The organism is Kitasatospora sp. NPDC004615, from assembly GCF_042873545.1.
GTDB lineage: Bacteria > Actinomycetota > Actinomycetes > Streptomycetales > Streptomycetaceae > Kitasatospora.
The window spans coordinates 227,424-245,254 of record NZ_JBIALQ010000007.1; the positions used below are offsets into that span (position 1 = coordinate 227,424).

The 17,831-nt window shown below is 68.8% G+C and carries 13 protein-coding genes; all 13 read left to right on the forward strand.

The features are described from left to right. Window positions 1–39 precede the first annotated feature (39 nt). The 13 genes from secE to ACFYS8_RS24840 all read left to right on the forward strand — a co-directional run bounded on the left by secE (window position 40) and on the right by ACFYS8_RS24840 (window position 17,831). The gene (gene secE / locus ACFYS8_RS24780) at window positions 40–396 is read left to right on the forward strand and encodes a preprotein translocase subunit SecE (protein ID WP_387644389.1); all 357 of its coding nucleotides are present in this window, start codon (window positions 40–42) and stop codon (window positions 394–396) included. Between the two features lie 179 nt (window positions 397–575). Then, the gene (nusG, locus tag ACFYS8_RS24785) at window positions 576–1,442 is read left to right on the forward strand and encodes a transcription termination/antitermination protein NusG (protein ID WP_387644392.1); all 867 of its coding nucleotides are present in this window, start codon (window positions 576–578) and stop codon (window positions 1,440–1,442) included. Window positions 1,443–1,609: 167 nt separating this feature from the next. Next, entirely contained in the window at window positions 1,610–2,044 is a 435-nt protein-coding gene (rplK, locus tag ACFYS8_RS24790) for a 50S ribosomal protein L11 (RefSeq protein WP_387644395.1), read from the forward strand. A 77-nt stretch (window positions 2,045–2,121) separates the two neighbouring features. Continuing rightward, window positions 2,122–2,844 (forward strand): 50S ribosomal protein L1, encoded by a 723-nt coding sequence (rplA, locus tag ACFYS8_RS24795; protein ID WP_043914633.1) that lies wholly within the window; start codon window positions 2,122–2,124, stop codon window positions 2,842–2,844. A gap of 155 nt (window positions 2,845–2,999) precedes the next feature. Beyond that, a complete protein-coding gene (locus ACFYS8_RS24800; RefSeq protein ID WP_387644397.1) occupies window positions 3,000–3,833 on the forward strand; it encodes a hypothetical protein in 834 nt (277 codons plus the stop codon). 95 nt (window positions 3,834–3,928) lie between these two features. Further along, the gene (locus ACFYS8_RS24805; RefSeq protein WP_387644400.1) at window positions 3,929–4,732 is read left to right on the forward strand and encodes a hypothetical protein; all 804 of its coding nucleotides are present in this window, start codon (window positions 3,929–3,931) and stop codon (window positions 4,730–4,732) included. Between the two features lie 312 nt (window positions 4,733–5,044). Beyond that, window positions 5,045–5,599 carry a 50S ribosomal protein L10 gene (rplJ, locus tag ACFYS8_RS24810; RefSeq protein WP_073807895.1) on the forward strand — a complete coding sequence of 185 codons (555 nt, stop codon included), beginning with the start codon at window positions 5,045–5,047 and terminating at the stop codon, window positions 5,597–5,599. Between the two features lie 84 nt (window positions 5,600–5,683). After that, window positions 5,684–6,064 (forward strand): 50S ribosomal protein L7/L12, encoded by a 381-nt coding sequence (gene rplL / locus ACFYS8_RS24815; protein ID WP_387644403.1) that lies wholly within the window; start codon window positions 5,684–5,686, stop codon window positions 6,062–6,064. A 600-nt stretch (window positions 6,065–6,664) separates the two neighbouring features. After that, the gene (rpoB, locus tag ACFYS8_RS24820) at window positions 6,665–10,138 is read left to right on the forward strand and encodes a DNA-directed RNA polymerase subunit beta (RefSeq protein WP_043914627.1); all 3,474 of its coding nucleotides are present in this window, start codon (window positions 6,665–6,667) and stop codon (window positions 10,136–10,138) included. Between the two features lie 115 nt (window positions 10,139–10,253). Next, entirely contained in the window at window positions 10,254–14,147 is a 3,894-nt protein-coding gene (locus ACFYS8_RS24825; RefSeq protein ID WP_387644405.1) for a DNA-directed RNA polymerase subunit beta', read from the forward strand. A gap of 189 nt (window positions 14,148–14,336) precedes the next feature. Continuing rightward, entirely contained in the window at window positions 14,337–15,008 is a 672-nt protein-coding gene (locus ACFYS8_RS24830; protein WP_387644408.1) for a DUF4097 family beta strand repeat-containing protein, read from the forward strand. Between the two features lie 107 nt (window positions 15,009–15,115). Further along, the gene (locus tag ACFYS8_RS24835) at window positions 15,116–16,567 is read left to right on the forward strand and encodes a WGR domain-containing protein (RefSeq protein ID WP_387644410.1); all 1,452 of its coding nucleotides are present in this window, start codon (window positions 15,116–15,118) and stop codon (window positions 16,565–16,567) included. A 103-nt stretch (window positions 16,568–16,670) separates the two neighbouring features. Further along, window positions 16,671–17,831 (forward strand): sensor histidine kinase, encoded by a 1,161-nt coding sequence (locus ACFYS8_RS24840; RefSeq protein WP_387644413.1) that lies wholly within the window; start codon window positions 16,671–16,673, stop codon window positions 17,829–17,831.

Genomic DNA, 17,831 nt, shown 5'->3' on the forward strand with positions numbered 1-17,831 from the left:
CACGGTAGCTCCGCAGGACCCGGATTCAGGTGAGGACGAGTGACGGAGACCACGGGCTCCACCGCAACGCCTGAGAGCGGCAACCCCGAGGGGGCCGACGCGGCGGACGAGACCACCGCGGACGGCAAGCTGTCGCGGCGTGAGCGTCGGCGTGCCAACAAGGCCGGCGGCGAGGGTGGCAAGAAGTCCGGCAAGCGGGCCAAGAAGGGCCTGTTCGCGCGGATGGGCATCTTCTACCGCCAGATCATCGCCGAACTGCGCAAGGTCGTCTGGCCCACCCGCAGCCAGCTGATCCAGTACACCACCGTCGTGGTGACCTTCGTGATCGTGCTGATGCTGCTGGTCGCCGGTCTCGACTGGGTCTTCGCCAAGGGAGCCTTCTGGCTCTTCGGCTGACGCCCGATCAGTCCGACCCGAAACCGGGATCCCCGCGGATTCCGCACCGATACTTCACCCCGACCCGGGCCGAATCCCTCGGCCCGGGTCGAGCTGTCGGCGCGAACGCTCACGGGCGACTACCGTTGAGTCGGTACTGTTGAGGTATCCGTTCCACAACCAGGAAAGAAGCAGCGACCGTGTCTGAGTCCCCCCTGTACGACGCCGACGAGACCGTCCGCGAGGCGGATGTCGCCGCCGAGCTGGACGCGGCCGAGGCTGCTGCCGAAGCCGAGTCCGCTGAGGAGATCGTTGACGGCGTGGACGGCGACGAGGACGAGGTCGAGGCCGCCGACGCCGAGGCGGGCGAGCCGGCCGAGGTCGAGGCCGTGCACGAGGTGGACGACGAGGCCGCCGACGAGGCCGCCGACGAAGAGGCTCTGGTCGTCGAGGAGGTCGAGTCCGACCCCGTCGCCGAGTTCCGCGAGCAGCTGCGCCGCGCCCCGGGCGAGTGGTACGTCATCCACACCTACGCCGGCTACGAGAACCGGGTGAAGCAGAACCTGGAGCAGCGCTCCGTCTCGCTGAACGTCGAGGACTACATCTTCGAGTCCCAGGTTCCGCAGGAGGAGGTCGTCCAGATCAAGAACGGCGACCGCAAGACCATCCGGCAGAACAAGCTCCCCGGCTACGTGCTGGTGCGCATGGACCTCACCCCCGAGTCCTGGGGCGTCGTGCGCAACACCCCCGGTGTCACCGGCTTCGTCGGCAACGCCTACGACCCGTACCCGCTGACCCTGGACGAGGTCGTCAAGATGCTCGCCCCCGACGTGGAGCGCGCCGCCGCCAAGGAAGCCGGCAAGGCTTCGCCGGTGCGCCCGGTCGAGGTCCAGGTGCTGGACTTCGAGGTCGGCGACTCGGTCACCGTCACCGACGGTCCGTTCGCCACCCTGCAGGCGACCATCAACGAGATCAACCCCGACTCGAAGAAGGTCAAGGGCCTGGTGGAGATCTTCGGCCGGGAGACCCCGGTCGAGCTCTCCTTCGACCAGATCCAGAAGAACTGACCCACAGGTCACCGGTGCCGGGGCGGGGCGGAAGCCTCCGCCCCGGCACCGTTTTGGTCCAGCGCCGCATCAGCGGTTAGCCTGGTCCGATGTGTGTCCTGGCATCCGGGTTTCGCCCCGGTGCCGGGTACCACCAGCACTCACCTCTCGGAAGGACCCGGAGAGACATGCCTCCCAAGAAGAAGAAGGTCACGGGGCTTATCAAGCTCCAGATCAACGCCGGCGCGGCCAACCCGGCGCCGCCGGTCGGCCCCGCGCTGGGTCAGCACGGCGTCAACATCATGGAATTCTGCAAGGCGTACAACGCGGCCACCGAGTCGCAGCGCGGCATGATCGTGCCGGTGGAGATCACGGTCTACGACGACCGTTCCTTCACCTTCGTCACGAAGACCCCGCCGGCTGCGCGCCTCATCCTGAAGGCCGCGGGCATCGACAAGGGCTCCAAGGAGCCGCACAAGACCAAGGTCGCCAAGCTGACCTCGGCCCAGGTGCGCGAGATCGCCACCACCAAGATGCCCGACCTGAACGCCAACGACCTGGACGCCGCGGAGAAGATCATCGCCGGCACCGCCCGGTCGATGGGCGTCACCGTCGAGGGCTGATCAGCCCGTACGTCCACCGTGGTAGGGCCAGCGCGGCCCGTGAATACCACGAACTCCATTAGTTACTAGGAGCAGCAGTGAAGCGCAGCAAGGCCCTCAAGGCCGCGGACGCCCAGGTCGACCGCACCCGGATCTACGCCCCGCTCGAGGCCGTCCGCCTCGCCAAGGCGACCTCCACCACCAAGTTCGACGGCACCGTCGAGGTTGCCATGCGCCTGGGTGTCGACCCGCGCAAGGCCGACCAGATGGTCCGCAGCACCGTCATCCTCCCGCACGGCACCGGTAAGACCGCCCGGGTCCTGGTCTTCGCGAACGGTGAGCGTGCCGAGGCCGCGCGTGCCGCGGGTGCCGACATCGTCGGCTCGGACGAGCTGATCGACGAGGTGGCCAAGGGTCGTCTGGACTTCGACGCCGTCGTCGCCACCCCGGACCTCATGGGCAAGGTCGGCCGCCTGGGCCGCGTGCTCGGTCCCCGTGGCCTGATGCCGAACCCGAAGACCGGCACCGTGACCCCGGACGTCGCCAAGGCCGTCAACGAGATCAAGGGCGGCAAGATCGAGTTCCGCGTCGACAAGCACTCGAACCTGCACCTGATCATCGGCAAGTCCTCGTTCTCGGACGAGCAGCTGGTCGAGAACTACGCCGCGGCGCTGGACGAGGTCCTCCGGGCCAAGCCGTCCGCCGCCAAGGGCCGCTACATCAAGAAGATCGCCTTCTCCACCACCATGGGCCCCGGCATCCAGGTGGACCCGAACCGCACCCGTAACCTCCTCGTCGAGGAGGACCCGGCGGCGGTCTGACCTCAGGTCAGTTCCCCACGCGGTCAACTCACCGGGCCCGCACCCCTCTTCGGGGGTGCGGGCCCGGTGCCGTTAATTGGTCGCGCGCGCCCGAAAGGCCATCGGATAGAGTCCGATGGCCTTTTGAATGAGAATCAGATTAGAGGGGGACTCTCGTGCGCGCACTGCGTACCGTTGCCGTGACCTGCCTGGCCGCAGGTCTGCTGACCGCCTGTGGCAGCTCCGGGTCGGGCAGCAGCACCGCCGACGCCAAGCCGGGTTCGACCGCCTCCGACGGTGCAGCGGCCGGCAAGGGTGCGGACGGTGGCGCGAACCTCGGTGCCAAGGAGACGCTGCTCGCCTCGGCTGCGGTGATGGAGAAGGCCGGTAGCGCCAAGCTGGCCGTCACCGGCGAGGCCGCAGGCACCGGCGAGTTCGTCTGGAAGGCGCCGAAGTCCTTCCTGCTCAACACCAAGAGCGAGGGCCAGGACACCAAGGTCCTTTTCGTCGGTGACGTGATGTACGTCGGGGCCGGGGCAAGCCTCGCCCAGCTGGCCGGCGGCAAGACCTGGATGAAGATCGACCCGAAGGACGACGCCCAGGGCGCGCCGGGCGGGGGTGACGCCGTCGGCAAGGCCTCCAGCCTGGAGCTGATGGACCCGGCCGTGCAGCTGGCCGTTGCCGCGCCGACCGCGGTCGAGTCCGGCACCGAGACGGTGGAGGGTCAGTTCTGCAAGCACTACCGCAGCGACATCCCGGTGGACGCCCTGGTCGAGAAGCTGCAGCTGAAGCCGGAGCTGAAGACCAAGGTGCTGGACGAGCTGAAGAAGAAGGGCTCGACGATCACCGTCGAGTTCTGGATCAACGCCAAGAACGAGCTCGTCCAGCAGTCCGGCACCGGCCAGGCGACCGGCTTCTCCAAGATCACCTACAGCGACCTCGGCAGCGTCCAGCCGACCAAGGCCCCGGCCGACTCCGAGGTCTTCTCGCTGGAGGATGTGCTGAAGTAGCGATCCCGGTCCCGTCCGGCCCGGGGTCGCCGCCGGGCCGGACGGGACGCGTGACAAGGTGGGGGAGCGGAACGGACGGCCGGAAGGAGGGACCGATGACGGCACGCGTGCGGACGACCGCGGCCCTGCTCGGGGCCGCCCTGCTGCTGGCCGCGGTGAGCGGCTGCACCGGCTCGAGCCCGGGCGACAGCTCCGCGCGGCCCGCCACCCCGTCCCAGAGCAGCGCCCAGGCCACCCCCACCGACCGCTCCCCGCACGGGGTGCTGCTCTCCGCCCAGCTGGCGCTGCGCGAGGCCCGGCGGGGCGAGTTCCGGGCCGTCCTGGGGGAGGCGCACGCCAAGGGCGCGGTGTTCTGGGCGCCGAAGACGGTGCTGCAGTACCGGGGCGACGGGGACGCCCGGCGGCTGATTGTGCTGGACACCTCCGCCTACGTCGGCGGCGACCCGCAGACCGCCGCCAGGCTCGGCGGCCCGCACTGGGAGAAGTACTCGGGCGGCACCCACTGCCCCTACTCCGCGCTGATCGACCGGATCAGCCCGGTGGTCGCCACCACCGCCGCGGCCGCCGCCGACAGCCCGGTGCTGCTCGGCGAGGAGAAGCTGCTGGAGACCACCGTCCAGCACTACCGGGTCACCCTGACCGCCGCCCAGTACGCCGCCGCGCAGACCCAGCTCGACCAGGACCGGCGACAGGCCCTGGAGACCGCGCTCGGCCCCGGCGAGGTGGTGCTCGACCTGTGGCTCAACGACCACGACCAAGTGGTCCAGCTGCGCCGCGCCGCCGCCGAGGTGGACACCATCGGCTACAGCGAGTACGGCAGCTCCGCGATCTCGGTGCAGGGCCCCGCCGAGGCGGACATCGCCCCGGAGTCCGGCGCCGGCCTGCCGCTGTTCCCGTAGGGCAGACCGGCGGTTTGCCGGATTTGGGGATTCGCGGATCGTCCCGTTAAGCTGGGCGAGCCAAAGACCGCTGGTTGTTGCCGTCTGCCCGAGAGGGTGGCCGGTGCCGAAGGATCCGCCTCGTGCGGGTCGCCCGCGCAGGTTATGGAGCAGACAAGATCTCCGAACCGTTCCACGGTTCGTCGAGGTTGTGACAAGCCCCGTGCGCCTGCGCGCCGGGGCTTTTTCGTTGTCCCGGGCGTCCGCGGCGTTGAATGGTCGACTTCTCGAAGGTCGGCCCGACTTCGACATCACGGAAGGAGGCGTAAGCCTATGGCCAGGCCCGACAAGGCTGCCGACGTCGCCGAGATCACGGACAAGTTCCGTGCTTCCAGCGCCGCCGTTCTGACCGAGTACCGCGGTCTCACGGTGAAGCAGCTCAAGACGCTGCGTCGCTCGCTCACCGGCAACGCCGATTACGCCGTGGTGAAGAACACGCTGACCAAGATCGCGGCCAATGAGGCCGGGATCTCCGAGCTGGACGACCTGTTCGCCGGCCCGACGGCTGTCGCCTTCGTCACCGGTGACCCGGTGGAGTCGGCGAAGGCTCTGCGTGACTTCGCCAAGGAGAACCCTGCTCTCATCATCAAGGGCGGTGTCCTTGACGGTAAGGCGCTGTCCGCCGATGAGATCAAGAAGCTCGCGGACCTCGAGTCCCGCGAGGTGCTGCTCGCCAAGCTGGCGGGTGCGATGAAGGCCAAGCCGTCCCAGGCTGCTGCGGTCTTCCAGGCGCTCCCGTCCAAGCTCGTTCGCACCGTGGAAGCGCTGCGCGAGAAGGTCGAGCAGGGCGGTGCCGGTACTCCGGCTCCCGCCGAGGACGCGGAGTAACTACTCCCCGTCCCAGCGGGCCCGCAAGTACGCCCGCCAATCCGTACATCCGGCACCTGCCGAATTAGTGGAAGGACGCCAATCATGGCGAAGCTCAGCACCGACGAACTGCTTGCCGAGTTCGAGGGCATGACCCTGATCGAGCTCTCCGAGTTCGTCAAGGCGTTCGAGGACAAGTTCGACGTCACCGCCGCCGCCCCGGTCGCCGTTGCCGCCGCCGGTGGCCCGGTTGCCGCTGAGGCCGTCGAGGAGCAGGACGAGTTCGACGTCATCCTCGATGGTGCCGGCGACAAGAAGATCCAGGTCATCAAGGAGGTGCGCGCCCTGACCTCCCTCGGCCTGAAGGAGGCCAAGGACCTCGTTGACACCGCTGGTGCCAAGGTCCTGGAGAAGGTTGCCAAGGACGTCGCCGAGAAGGCGAAGGCTCAGCTCGAGGGCGCTGGCGCCAAGGTCACCGTCAAGTGACTTTCTCCTCTCTCTGAGAGGTGCTCTTCCGGCCGGGCCGGCCACCCTTCGGGGTGGCCGGCCCGGCCTGCTTTTTTCCGCCCCGGCCCGGCCGGTTCGGCCCTCGGCGGACTCGGATCCTGTCGGTCCCCGGGGGTAGGGTGATCGCTGTCGTCACCGACCCCGTCACGGGCCGTGTGTAACGCCCGGAGTGGCTGTGACGATGGGCATTGCGAGGTCCGCACCCTGGTGGGGGCCTTGACGAACAGCACGCGGCGCGCGATTCTCGAGGCGCGTGCCCAAGCGGAACCGCCTCCGATGCATATTCGGCGGTGGCACTGGGAAGGTTCCCGGTGACGCAGGAGTGGGTGCGACGGCCCGGCCGGTGAGGGATCACTGCCCGGGTTGTCGGTTGTACGGGAGGAGCGTCCGATTCGGTCTCCGAATCAGGGCTTGCTAGCAGTGTCGCCATTGGCTACACTGTCCCTTTGCGCTGCCTGTTAGCTGCTCTGTGACTCGTCGCCCGGAGTGGCCCCTGTCCTGACCTGGGGTTTTCCGCCTCGGCCATGGCGCGGACGGTATGCGCGTAGTGAGCTCCGAGCCCTCGGAAGGACCCCCCTCTTGGCCGCGCCGCGCAACGCCTCGAACAATTCCGCATCCACCGCCCCGCTCCGCGTCTCGTTCGCGAAGATCAAGGAGCCCCTCGAGGTCCCCAACCTCCTCGCCCTGCAGACCGAGAGCTTTGACTGGCTGCTCGGCAACGCGGCCTGGAAGTCCCGGGTCGAGGCTGCCCTGGAGAGCGGTCAGGACGTCCCCACCAAGTCCGGTCTGGAGGAGATCTTCGAGGAGATCTCCCCGATCGAGGACTTCAGCGGGTCGATGTCCCTGACCTTCCGGGACCACCGTTTCGAGCCGCCGAAGAACTCCATCGACGAGTGCAAGGACCGCGACTTCACCTTCGCGGCCCCGCTCTTCGTCACTGCGGAGTTCACCAACAACGAGACCGGTGAGATCAAGTCCCAGACCGTGTTCATGGGCGACTTCCCGCTCATGACCAACAAGGGCACGTTCATCATCAACGGCACCGAGCGTGTCGTCGTGTCCCAGCTGGTGCGTTCCCCCGGTGTCTACTTCGACTCCACCCTGGACAAGGTGTCCGACAAGGACATCTTCTCCGCGAAGATCATCCCCTCCCGCGGTGCCTGGCTGGAGATGGAGATCGACAAGCGCGACATGGTCGGTGTCCGCATCGACCGCAAGCGCAAGCAGTCGGTCACCGTGCTGCTGAAGGCCCTCGGCTGGACCAACGAGATGATTCTCGAAGAGTTCGGCGAGTACGAGTCGATGCGCGCCACCCTGGAGAAGGACCACACCCAGGGCCAGGACGACGCGCTCCTCGACATCTACCGCAAGCTGCGCCCGGGCGAACCGCCCACGCGTGAGGCCGCGCAGACGCTGCTGGAGAACCTGTACTTCAACCCGAAGCGCTACGACCTGGCGAAGGTCGGCCGCTACAAGGTGAACCGCAAGCTCGGCAACGCCGAGTCGCTGGACTCCGGTGTGCTCACCGAGCCCGACATCATCAACACGATCAAGTACCTGGTCAAGCTGCACGCCGGCGAGACCGAGTGGCGTGATGACGAGGGCCGCGACATTGTCATCGAGGTCGACGACATCGACCACTTCGGCAACCGTCGCCTGCGCAACGTCGGCGAGCTGATCCAGAACCAGGTCCGCACCGGCCTCGCCCGCATGGAGCGAGTGGTCCGCGAGCGCATGACCACCCAGGACGTCGAGGCGATCACGCCGCAGACCCTGATCAACATCCGGCCGGTCGTCGCCTCCATCAAGGAGTTCTTCGGCACCAGCCAGCTGTCGCAGTTCATGGACCAGACGAACCCGCTGTCGGGCCTGACCCACAAGCGTCGTCTGTCCGCGCTCGGCCCCGGTGGTCTGTCCCGTGAGCGGGCCGGCTTCGAGGTCCGTGACGTGCACCCCTCGCACTACGGCCGCATGTGTCCGATCGAGACCCCCGAAGGCCCGAACATCGGTCTGATCGGCTCGCTGGCCTCGTACGGCCGGGTCAACGCGTTCGGTTTCATCGAGACCCCGTACCGCAAGGTCGTCGACGGTGTCGTCACCGAGGCCGTGGACTACCTGACCGCCGACGAGGAGGACCGCTTCGTCATCGCGCAGGCCAACGCCCCGCTGACCGCGGAGCTGACCTTCGCCGAGCCGCGTGTCCTGGTCCGCCGCCGTGGCGGCGAGATCGACTACATCCCCGGCACCGAGATCGACTACATGGACGTCTCGCCGCGCCAGATGGTGTCGGTCGCGACCGCCATGATCCCCTTCCTCGAGCACGACGACGCCAACCGCGCGCTGATGGGCTCGAACATGATGCGCCAGGCCGTCCCGCTGCTCCGCAGCGAGGCGCCGCTGGTCGGCACCGGCATGGAGTACCGCTGCGCCGTCGACGCCGCGGACGTCATCACCGCCGACAAGGCCGGTGTGGTGCAGGAGGTCTCGGCCGACTACGTCACCGTGGCCAACGACGACGGCACGTACAACACGTACCGCGCCGCCAAGTTCACCCGCTCCAACCAGGGCACCGCCTTCAACCAGAAGGTGCTCGTGGACGAGGGCGCCCGGGTGGAGGCCGGCCAGGTGCTGGCCGACGGCCCGTGCACCGACGAGGGCGAGATGGCCCTCGGCAAGAACCTCCTCGTGGCGTTCATGTCGTGGGAAGGCCACAACTACGAGGACGCGATCATCCTGTCGCAGCGCCTCGTCCAGGACGACGTCCTCTCCTCGATCCACATCGAGGAGCACGAGGTCGACGCCCGTGACACCAAGCTGGGCCCCGAGGAGATCACCCGGGACATCCCGAACGTCTCCGAGGAGGTCCTCGCCGACCTCGACGAGCGCGGCATCATCCGGATCGGCGCCGACGTCGTCACCGGCGACATCCTGGTCGGCAAGGTCACCCCGAAGGGTGAGACCGAGCTGACCCCGGAGGAGCGCCTGCTCCGCGCGATCTTCGGTGAGAAGGCCCGTGAGGTCCGCGACACCTCGCTGAAGGTGCCGCACGGTGAGTCCGGCAAGGTCATCGGCGTCCGCGTCTTCGACCGCGAGGAGGGCGACGAGCTTCCCCCCGGCGTGAACCAGCTGGTCCGCGTCTACGTCGCCCAGAAGCGCAAGATCACCAACGGTGACAAGCTCGCCGGCCGTCACGGCAACAAGGGTGTTATCTCCAAGATCCTGCCGGTCGAGGACATGCCGTTCCTGGAGGACGGCACCCCGGTCGACATCATCCTGAACCCGCTGGGTGTTCCGTCCCGAATGAACCCGGGACAGGTCCTGGAGATTCACCTCGGCTGGCTCGCCAAGCAGGGCTGGGACGTCTCCGGCCTCGCCGACGAGTGGGCCAAGCGCCTGCAGGCGATCGGCGCGGACACCGTCGAGGGTGGCACCAACCTCGCCACCCCGGTGTTCGACGGCGCCCGCGAGGACGAGATCACCGGCCTGCTGGACAACACCACCCTCACCCGTGACGGTGAGCGCCTGGTGAACTCCACCGGCAAGGCCCGGCTGTTCGACGGCCGCTCCGGCGAGCCGTTCCCGATGCCGGTCTCGGTCGGCTACATGTACATCCTCAAGCTGCACCACCTGGTCGACGACAAGCTGCACGCCCGTTCGACCGGTCCGTACTCGATGATCACCCAGCAGCCGCTCGGTGGTAAGGCGCAGTTCGGTGGTCAGCGCTTCGGTGAGATGGAGGTGTGGGCCCTTGAGGCATACGGCGCCGCGTACGCGCTGCAGGAACTGCTCACCATCAAGTCCGACGACGTCCTCGGCCGTGTGAAGGTCTACGAGGCCATCGTCAAGGGCGAGAACATCCCCGAGCCCGGCATTCCCGAGTCCTTCAAGGTCCTCATCAAGGAAATGCAGTCGCTCTGCCTCAACGTGGAGGTGCTGTCCTCGGACGGCCAGTCCATCGAGATGCGGGACAGCGACGAGGACGTGTTCCGCGCCGCCGAGGAGCTCGGCATTGACCTGTCCCGGCGCGAGCCGAGCAGCGTCGAAGAGGTCTGACGGAGGTCGGGCCGGCCGGCTGCTTCTAAATTGACGCAGCCCGGTCGGCCCGCCCCCAGGCCCCCCTCAGACCAACAGACAGACTCTCGAATCACGAAAGAGGGCTTGACGACCAGTGCTTGACGTCAACTTCTTCGACGAGCTCCGCATCGGACTGGCCACCGCCGACGACATCCGCCAGTGGTCGCACGGCGAGGTGAAGAAGCCGGAGACCATCAACTACCGCACGCTGAAGCCGGAAAAGGACGGCCTTTTCTGCGAGAAGATCTTCGGTCCCACCCGGGACTGGGAGTGCTACTGCGGTAAGTACAAGCGCGTCCGCTTCAAGGGCATCATCTGTGAGCGCTGCGGCGTCGAGGTGACCCGCGCCAAGGTGCGCCGTGAGCGGATGGGCCACATCGAGCTGGCCGCCCCGGTCACCCACATCTGGTACTTCAAGGGTGTCCCGTCGCGTCTGGGCTACCTGCTCGACCTCGCGCCGAAGGACCTCGAGAAGGTCATCTACTTCGCCGCCTACATGATCACCTGGGTGGACGACGAGCGCCGTCAGCGCGACCTCCCCTCCCTGGAGGCGCACGTCTCGGTCGAGCGCCAGCAGATCGAGAACCGCCGTGACTCCGACCTGGAGGCCCGGGCCAAGAAGGCCGAGTCCGACCTGGCCGAGCTGGAGGCCGAGGGCGCCAAGGCCGACGTCCGCCGCAAGGTGCGTGAGGGCGCCGAGCGCGAGATGAAGCAGCTCCGCGACCGCACCCAGCGCGAGATCGACCGCCTGGACGAGGTGTGGGCCCGCTTCAAGAACCTCAAGGTCCAGGACCTCGAGGGCGACGAGCTGCTCTACCGCGAGCTGCGTGACCGCTTCGGCACCTACTTCTCCGGCTCGATGGGCGCGGCGGCCCTCAAGGACCGCCTCGAGTCCTTCGACCTGGGCGAGGAGGCCGAGCGCCTCCGCGAGATCATCCGTACCGGCAAGGGCCAGAAGAAGACCCGTGCGCTCAAGCGCCTCAAGGTCGTCTCCGCCTTCCTGCAGACCAGCAACAAGCCCAAGGGCATGGTTCTGGACTGCGTCCCGGTGATCCCGCCGGACCTGCGTCCGATGGTCCAGCTCGACGGTGGCCGCTTCGCCACCTCCGACCTGAACGACCTGTACCGCCGCGTCATCAACCGCAACAACCGCCTGAAGCGGCTTCTCGACCTCGGCGCGCCCGAGATCATCGTGAACAACGAGAAGCGCATGCTGCAGGAGGCCGTCGACGCGCTGTTCGACAACGGCCGTCGTGGCCGTCCGGTCACCGGTCCGGGCAACCGCCCGCTGAAGTCCCTCAGCGACATGCTGAAGGGCAAGCAGGGTCGTTTCCGTCAGAACCTGCTCGGCAAGCGAGTCGACTACTCGGCCCGTTCGGTCATCGTCGTCGGCCCGCAGCTCAAGCTGCACCAGTGCGGTCTGCCGAAGGCCATGGCGCTGGAGCTCTTCAAGCCGTTCGTGATGAAGCGCCTGGTCGACCTGAACCACGCGCAGAACATCAAGTCGGCCAAGCGCATGGTCGAGCGCGCCCGCCCCGTGGTGTGGGACGTCCTCGAAGAGGTCATCGCCGAGCACCCGGTTCTGCTGAACCGTGCGCCCACCCTGCACCGCCTCGGCATCCAGGCCTTCGAGCCGCAGCTGGTCGAGGGCAAGGCCATCCAGATCCACCCGCTCGTCTGCACCGCGTTCAACGCGGACTTCGACGGTGACCAGATGGCCGTGCACCTGCCGCTGTCCGCGGAGGCGCAGGCCGAGGCCCGCATCCTGATGCTGTCCTCGAACAACATCCTGAAGCCGGCCGACGGTCGCCCCGTCACCATGCCGACCCAGGACATGGTGCTGGGCCTGTTCTTCCTCACCTCGGACCGCGAGGAGGTCAAGGGCAAGGGCCGTTCCTTCTCCTCGACCGCCGAGGCGATCATGGCCTTCGACGCCCGCGAGCTGGACGTCCAGGCCACCATCGACCTGCGCATGGCCGCCGGCACCGTCCCGCCGCGCGGCTGGACCCCGCCGGTGGACGAGGACGGGCAGCCGACCTGGCACGAGGGTGAGCCGTTCCGGATCACCACCACGCTGGGCCGGGCGCTCTTCAACGAGCTGCTGCCCGAGGACTACCCGTTCGTCGACTACGAGATCGGCAAGAAGCAGCTCTCGGCGATCGTCAACGACCTCGCCGAGCGTTACCCGAAGGTCGTCGTCGCCGCGGCGCTCGACAACCTGAAGGCGGCCGGCTTCCACTGGTCGACCCGTTCCGGTGTCACCGTCTCGATCTCGGACGTCATCGTCCCGCCGAGCAAGCCCGCCATCCTGGAGGGCTACGAGGCGCAGGCGGAGAAGGTCCAGCGCCAGTACGAGCGCGGTCTGATCACGGACAACGAGCGCAAGTCCGAGCTCATCGGCATTTGGACCCGCGCGACCAACGAGGTCGCCGACGCGATGGCCGCGAACTTCCCGAAGACGAACCCCATCTTCATGATGGTCGACTCGGGTGCTCGAGGAAACATGATGCAGATGCGTCAGATCGCCGGTATGCGTGGTCTGGTGTCGAACGCGAAGAACGAGACCATCGCGCGTCCCATCAAGGCCTCGTTCCGTGAGGGCCTGTCCGTGCTGGAGTACTTCATCTCCACCCACGGTGCCCGTAAGGGTCTGGCCGACACCGCGCTGCGTACCGCTGACTCGGGTTACCTGACCCGTCGTCTGGTGGACGTCTCGCAGGACGTGATCATCCGCGAGGAGGACTGCGGCACCGAGCGCGGCCTCAAGCTGGAGATCGGCCAGGTCGGCGCGGACGGTGTGCTGCGCAAGGCCGACGACGTCGAGACCAGCGTGTACGCCCGCATGCTCGCCGAGGACATCACTGTCGACGGCAAGCTGATCGCGACCGCCAACACCGACCTCGGCGACGTCCTGATGGACGAGCTGATCCGGCACGGCGTCAGCGCGGTCAAGGTCCGCTCGATCCTGACCTGTGAGTCGGCGGTCGGCACCTGTGCCTTCTGCTACGGCCGCTCGCTGGCCACCGGCAAGCTGGTCGACATCGGTGAGGCGGTCGGCATCATCGCCGCCCAGTCCATCGGTGAGCCCGGTACCCAGCTGACCATGCGTACCTTCCACACCGGTGGTGTGGCCGGTGACGACATCACCCAGGGTCTGCCGCGTGTCGTCGAGCTCTTCGAGGCGCGTACCCCGAAGGGTGTCGCCCCGATCTCGGAGGCGCAGGGTCGGGTCCGCATCGAGGACACCGAGAAGACCCGCAAGGTCGTCGTCACGCCGGACGACGGCACGGACGAGATCGCTTACCCGGTCTCCAAGCGCGTCAAGCTGCTCGTCAGCGAAGGCGAGGCGGTCGAGGTCGGCCAGAAGCTGACCGTCGGTGCCACCAACCCGCACGACGTGCTGCGGATCATGGGCCAGCGTGCCGTCCAGATCCACCTGGTCGCCGAAGTCCAGAAGGTCTACAACTCGCAGGGCGTGTCGATCCACGACAAGCACATCGAGATCATCATCCGGCAGATGCTCCGCCGCGTGACGATCATCGAGTCGGGCGACGCCGAGCTGCTGCCGGGCGAGCTGGTCGAGCGCGGCCGCTTCGAGCAGGAGAACCGCCGCGTGGTGTCCGAGGGCGGCCACCCCGCCTCCGGCCGTCCGCAGCTGATGGGTATCACCAAGGCCTCGCTGGCCACCGAGTCCTGGCTGTCGGCCGCCTCCTTCCAGGAGACTACCCGGGTGCTGACCGACGCGGCGATCCACGCCAAGTCGGACCCGCTGCTGGGCCTCAAGGAGAACGTCATCCTCGGTAAGCTCATCCCGGCCGGTACGGGTCTGCCCCGCTACCGCAACATCCGGGTCGAGCCGACCGAAGAGGCCAAGGCCGCGATGTACTCGGCCGTCGGCTACGACGACTACGACCTGTCGCCGTTCGGCGCGGGCTCCGGTCAGGCCGTCCCGCTGGACGACTACGACTACGGTCCGTACACCGGCTGATCCTTCGGCTGATCTTTCGGTTGAACCGCAGGGCGGTCACCCCACTCGGGGTGGCCGCCCTGCGGCGTTTCCGGCCCTCGCTTCACCTAGGGGATCCCCCTGGGGACGGAGGCGGTCGAACCACTCCGTGGAGGGAGGCGGAGGGTCCCCGGGGCACGGGAGACTTGGGGAAGTCGAAAGGAGGCCGCGGTGAAGCGGATCATGGGGGCGGCGGCGGTCGTGGGACTGCTGGTGGTCGGGGCAGTGGGCTGCGGGCCGTGGGGCAACCAGCAGCGCAAGACGGTGTCGTACGAGGTGCCCGGGCAGGTCGATCAGCTGGTGGTCGACGGGACCAGTGGCGGGATCGACGTCCGGGTCGGCGACGGGCCGGTGCGGGTGGTGGAGAAGCGCGCCTGGAGTGACGAGGAGCCGCAGGGCGTCCACGAGCTCAAGGACGGGGTGCTGAAGCTGACGTACTCCTGCGACAACTGCGGGATCGGCTACGAGGTGCACGTCCCGGCGGGGACGAAGCTGACGCTCAAGCAGACCAGCGGCGGCATCCAGCTGCACGACGTGGCGGGCGACGTGGACGCCAAGGTGAGCTCCGGCGGGATCGACGCCTTCGGGCTGAAGTCCAAGAACGTGAAGATGTCCGTGGAGTCCGGCGGCGTGAACGCCCGGTTCGCCGAGGCGCCGGCCCGGGCGGAGATGACCACCGAGTCCGGCGGCGTGCAGGTGAAGGTGCCGTCGGGGGAGCAGTACCAGGTGGACGCGCGCGCCGACAGCGGCGGCACCGAGGTGAAGGTGCCCTCGACCCCCGGCGCGCCGCACGTCGTGATCGCCCGCGCCGACAGCGGCGGTGTGCAGGTGTACAACAGCTGACCGGCCGTCGGGGCTGTCGGTGGCAGGGCCTAGATTGAGGTGTGTCGGCAGGCGGCGAAGGCCCCGCCGGCACCCCCCGAACTCTGTGCCCGAAAGGGGCGTCGGCCATGTCTGCCACCGTTTCCGCAGACCCGCAGGTGACCTACCTGGAACTCTCCGAGGACCAGGGCAGTGCCCACAAGTTCTACGAAGTCACGGTCAAGGGCGCGGAGTTGACGATCCGCTACGGCCGGATCGGCGAGCCGGGGACGACCAAGACCACGGTGTGCCCGAGCACGGAGAAGGCCGCCGCGACGGCCGCCAAGAAGATCGGCGAGAAGGTCCGCAAGGGCTACGCGCCGGCCGTCCAGGGCGTGCGCCAGCGCCGGGCGGTGACCCGCCGGGAGATCACCTCGACCCGCTCCACCGCCCGCCAGGCGCCGCTGCTGTGGCGCTTCCGCTCCGGCTCGCCCGCGTTCGGGGTGTACGTCGGCGAGGACCACGCCTGGGTCGGCAACGAGAGCGGCGACGTCTACACGCTGACCCGGGACGGCGAGGTCACCGGCCGGTTCGGCCTCCCCGACGGCGTCAAGTGCATCGTCGCCGACGACTGGTGGATCTACGCGGGCTGCGACGACGGCAAGGTGTACGACCTGGGCGGCAAGGTGCCGCGGGTGGCGTACGAGATCGCCCAGGACGTCGACATCTACTGGCTGGACATCCACGACGGCGTGCTCGGCGTCGCCGACGCGCGCGGCGGGCTGACCACCGTCGACCACGAGGACGAGTTCCAGTGGCGGCGGAAGGCCGACGGCAGCGCCGGCTGGATGGTGCGCTGCGACGCCGACTCCGTCTACCACGGCTACTCGGCGGGCGTCAGCCGGTACGCGAAGCGCGGCGGCGACCAGCAGTGGCACACCCGCACCAAGGGCCAGGTGCTGTTCGGCTGGCAGGAACGGGACGAGGTGTTCGCCGGCACCTCGCAGGGCTGGGTGCACCGGCTGCGCAAGTCCGACGGCGCCGAGGTCACCGCGTACAAGTGCGACGCCGCGGTGTTCTCCTGCGCGGCCTCCCCGGACGGCGAGTACGTGTTCGCCGGTGACAACCACTCGTCGGTGTACTGCTTCGCCGCCGACGGCACCCGGCTGTGGAAGCTCGGCACCGGCTGCGGCTCCGCGTACAGCATGCAGTACCGCGACGGGCGGCTGTACGTCGTCACCACCGACGGCTCGCTGGCCTGCCTGGACGCCTCGCCGGGCGCCGTGCAGGCCGCCGAGCAGGGCACCCTGCCGGCCACCGCCGAGGTCAGCGGCCGCGGCTTCGCCCGGGTCGAGTCGTCCGCGGTGCTGGAGACCGTCAGCGTCACCGCGGCGGCCGGCAGCGGCATCGAGGTGGAGTGCGTCGCCGACGGCAGCCGGCTGCGGGTGCGGGTGGTGTCGCCCGGCTTCGACCCGTCCTGGCGGGTGCAGTTCCCCAAGGACGTCCGCGTCGCCGGGGCGCGCTACCTGGTGGCGGAGGTGCGGGAGTCCGCGTCCGGCGGGTTCTACCGGGCGCGCGGAGAGATCAAGCGGCTGCTGTGACGCCCGGTCATTGACGCATCGTCAAGGGCGCTCCCGGTCGGGGGCGCCCTTCGGCGTTCCCGGGGAGGGCGGCGGCCGTCCGACGATGCGAGAGGATGCGCGAATGGGGAAGTGGACGGAAGGCCTGCTGGCCTGGGGGAGGGTCCGGCCGTGGGCGGTGGACCTGCCGCTGGTCGCGCTGGCGGTCTGGGTCTCGGTCATGGGCGTGTGGACCGACCCGGAAGGCGCGGGCGGGAAATGGTGGGCGTACGCGCTGGCGCTCGCCGGGTCGGTGCCGCTGTGGTGGCGGCGCCGGTGGCCGTGGGCGGTGCTGCTGATCTGCTCGCTGCCCACCATGGCGCTGTCCGTGCTGGCGCACTTCGCGATGCCGCAGATCCAGGTCGCCATGGCGGTCGCCATCTACACCGCCGCCGACCGCGGCAAGGACTGGCAGCGCGCCTTGCTGCTGGCCGTCCTGGTGATCGGCAACGTGATCGGCACCCACTCCTTCGGCGGCGCGCTGTTCAGCCTGGTGGTGTCCGTCGGCAGCTTCGTGGTCGGCTCGCTGGTGCGCGAACTGCGCCGGCTGGCCGGCGTCGAGGCCGAACGCGCCCGGCAGGCCGGGCTGCGCGCCGCCAGCGACGCCGCCCGGGCCGTCGCCGAGGAACGCGGCCGGATCGCCCGCGAAATGCACGACATCCTCGCCCACGCCGTCTCCCTGATGGTCGTCCAGGCCGAAGCCGGCCCACTGGTCGTGCGCAGCAACCCCGACCGGGCGATCCGCGCCTTCGACGCCATCGCCGACTCCGGACGCGACGCGATGGTCCAGCTCCGGCGCGTACTCGGCGTACTCAAGGAGGACGGGGCGGCGCCCGCGCTCGCCCCGCAGCCCCGGCTGGCCGAACTCGCGGGGGTCCTCGACCGCGTCCGCGAATCGGGCGTCGACGTCGACGCCCGCATCGAGGAGGCCGGGCCCGCGGAGGTGCAGGCCGCGGCCTACCGGATCGTCCAGGAAGCCCTCACCAACGTGGTCAAGCACGCCGGGGCGGGCCGGGTCGTGGTGCGGGTCGCCGTTCGGGACGGTGCCGATCTGACCGTTTCGGTCGCCGACGACGGGAGGGGGCCAGCTGTTGCGGTCGGGGCCGGGATCGACGGGCGCTCCGGCGGACGCGGCCTGCTCTCCATCCGGGAACGCGCCGCCGCCTGCGGCGGCACCGTCGAAACCGGCCCCCGACCCGACGGCCCGGGCTACCTGGTGGCTGCCGTGCTGCCGCTCAACGCCTGA

What these genes read in the sequence shown, in the direction of transcription:
- rplK (WP_387644395.1), top strand. Translation starts at nt 1,610, where the DNA reads ATGCCTCCCAAGAAGAAGAAGGTCACGGGGCTTATCAAGCTCCAGATC.
- rplJ (WP_073807895.1), top strand. Translation starts at nt 5,045, where the DNA reads ATGGCCAGGCCCGACAAGGCTGCCGACGTCGCCGAGATCACGGACAAG.
- ACFYS8_RS24805 (WP_387644400.1), top strand. Translation starts at nt 3,929, where the DNA reads ATGACGGCACGCGTGCGGACGACCGCGGCCCTGCTCGGGGCCGCCCTG.
- ACFYS8_RS24835 (WP_387644410.1), top strand. Translation starts at nt 15,116, where the DNA reads ATGTCTGCCACCGTTTCCGCAGACCCGCAGGTGACCTACCTGGAACTC.
- rplL (WP_387644403.1), top strand. Translation starts at nt 5,684, where the DNA reads ATGGCGAAGCTCAGCACCGACGAACTGCTTGCCGAGTTCGAGGGCATG.
- ACFYS8_RS24840 (WP_387644413.1), top strand. Translation starts at nt 16,671, where the DNA reads ATGGGGAAGTGGACGGAAGGCCTGCTGGCCTGGGGGAGGGTCCGGCCG.